Origin of the sequence: Streptococcus sp. DD11 (assembly GCF_001578865.1) — a bacterium.
In the GTDB taxonomy this organism is placed as follows: Bacteria; Bacillota; Bacilli; order Lactobacillales; family Streptococcaceae; genus Streptococcus; species Streptococcus panodentis.
This window is the reverse complement of sequence record NZ_KQ969396.1, coordinates 200,357-202,213: the sequence shown is the minus strand read 5'-3', so window position 1 is coordinate 202,213 and position 1,857 is coordinate 200,357. Positions and strand designations below refer to the sequence as shown.

The window sequence follows — 1,857 nt, the reverse complement described above, 5'->3', positions numbered from 1 at the left end:
CAATACTTCGATGACATCCGCGAACTGGCAACAGAGGAAATCAAGCAGAACCCAGAACTGATTGTGACGGGCCGTGACTATTTCCAAGTCATTTCCTATCTGGAGCGCATCGGCGACTATGCCAAGAACATCTGTGAATGGGTGGTCTACTTCGAAACAGGTAAGATTATTGAATTATAGCCTTTTACAGTCTTTTCCTTTGCTTTTCACTCCCCCCGGACTGTTGCAAGGCGAGTTAACGACATAATAAAAGAGGAACAAATGACGATATGAGGCTCTCCGCACGATTTGCTTTAACAGTCTGTTGGAGCTGACGAAGTTTGAAGAGTATCAAATGATAAAAATAGACGAAGCTGGGTACGGTTGTCCCAGCCTCGTTTTTTAATTTTTTGCTTTTTGCTCTCTGCGTGCCAGCCATGGCAGGATTAAGCCGATGGCGAGGAGAAGGACCGGCGTGATGATGTTTGTCAGGAAAGTAAACCACCATTCAGTCGGCTGTTTGTCCATGTCTATCTGCGGAAACATTCCCAGTATACAAGCAAAAGCTGTAAAGCAGAATCCCCAGCCTCCGATAAGAACGCCTAGTTTTTTATTCTTGATAAAGATGTATTGGGCATTCTTGTATTGATCCCAATTCCGATAGAGGAAGATAAAGGCCAGGAAAACCCACAGATAGGATGTTGGCAGCACGATAGCATTCAGATTTGTCAGCCAGTGCACGATACTGTCGATTTGCTTCAGTCCGAGAAGCGGGAGGGCTATCAGAATGCTGACCAATACTCCTGTTAGGATGTAGCCATTGACCAGTGTACCGGTCTTGCTGCGTTTTCGCAGCCAGCCGGGGATAAAGTCCTTATCAGCACTGCCGAGGAAAATTTGCATATGGGAGTCCACATTGAGAGCCAATACGGAAGCTTGTCCCAGAAACTGAGTCACTGCATAGATGAAGACCAATAAACGGCCGATACCCCAGTGCTGGCCAAGGACGTCAAAGGCTTGATAAGCACCGTTGCGCATCAGGTCAGCAGGGATGTTATTGCTGTCAAAGAGCATGGCCATTCCAAAGGAGCCAAAGATGGCACAGACCCCAACCATGATGACCATGGCAATCATGCCTTTGGGAAATTCTTTGGCGGGGTTTTTGGCTTTGTTGACATAAGGAGACATTGACTCGGCACCGCCGACGGAAAATACGAGAAGGGCGATGGTCGTCAGGTAGACAAAGTCAAACTTAGGAATATAGGTAGGAACCTTGTCCATATTCGCCGTTGCCAGCTGCAGGTCAGGCTTGATAGCAGGCAGGGCTACAGCTAGAAGGATGAACAGAAGGGACATGACCAGCATGGAACCGCCAGCCAAGGTGCCTAGATATTTTAAGGCTTTGAGGCCCTTGGTGGACAGGTAGAGCAGGAAAAGGAAGGCCAGCAGTTCCAGTCCAACCAGAGCAGGCGTTGACAGTGAGCTGAGGAAATCCCCATTCCCCTGCACGATCCAACCCAAAGAAATCAGGATAACCTGAGACTTCTGAGCCAGATAAGGAATCTGCGTCACCCAGTAAGTCCAAGCAGCAAAGAAGGCCAGACGCTTGGTGGAAGTATTGGCAATCCAGTCCGTTACCCCGCCTTCCTGCTCCTTGAACGTAGCGCCGAGCTGACCGACCATGAGGGCATAAGGAATCAGGTAGATGACGAGGATGATGACCCAAGAGGTCACGACACTCAGTCCCTGCTGGGCGTAGTTATTGACGACATTTCCCAGCCCCCATACCAAATTGAAGGCGATTAATGAAATCATCGCCCAATTCAGCTGTTTATTGTTCTTTTCCATAGTACCACCTCCTTAAAATGATTAGGAAAA

2 protein-coding genes are annotated in these 1,857 nt (G+C 48.3%); one reads left to right on the top strand and one right to left on the bottom strand.

The window, feature by feature from the left end; translation table 11 throughout:
- Positions 1–180 (top strand): PhoU domain-containing protein (locus STRDD11_RS10350; protein WP_277592918.1); only part of this gene is annotated, 180 nt, incomplete at its 5' end.
- A gap of 201 nt (positions 181–381) precedes the next feature.
- Here the strand turns inward: STRDD11_RS10350 and STRDD11_RS10345 are convergent.
- On the bottom strand, positions 382–1,827 hold the full coding sequence (locus STRDD11_RS10345; protein WP_128837230.1) for an APC family permease: 1,446 nt from the start codon (positions 1,825–1,827) through the stop codon (positions 382–384).
- Positions 1,828–1,857: the final 30 nt, after the last annotated feature.

Excerpts from the sequence above, each read along its gene's own strand:
- STRDD11_RS10345 (WP_128837230.1), bottom strand. The coding sequence starts at position 1,827 with ATGGAAAAGAACAATAAACAGCTGAATTGGGCGATGATTTCATTAATC.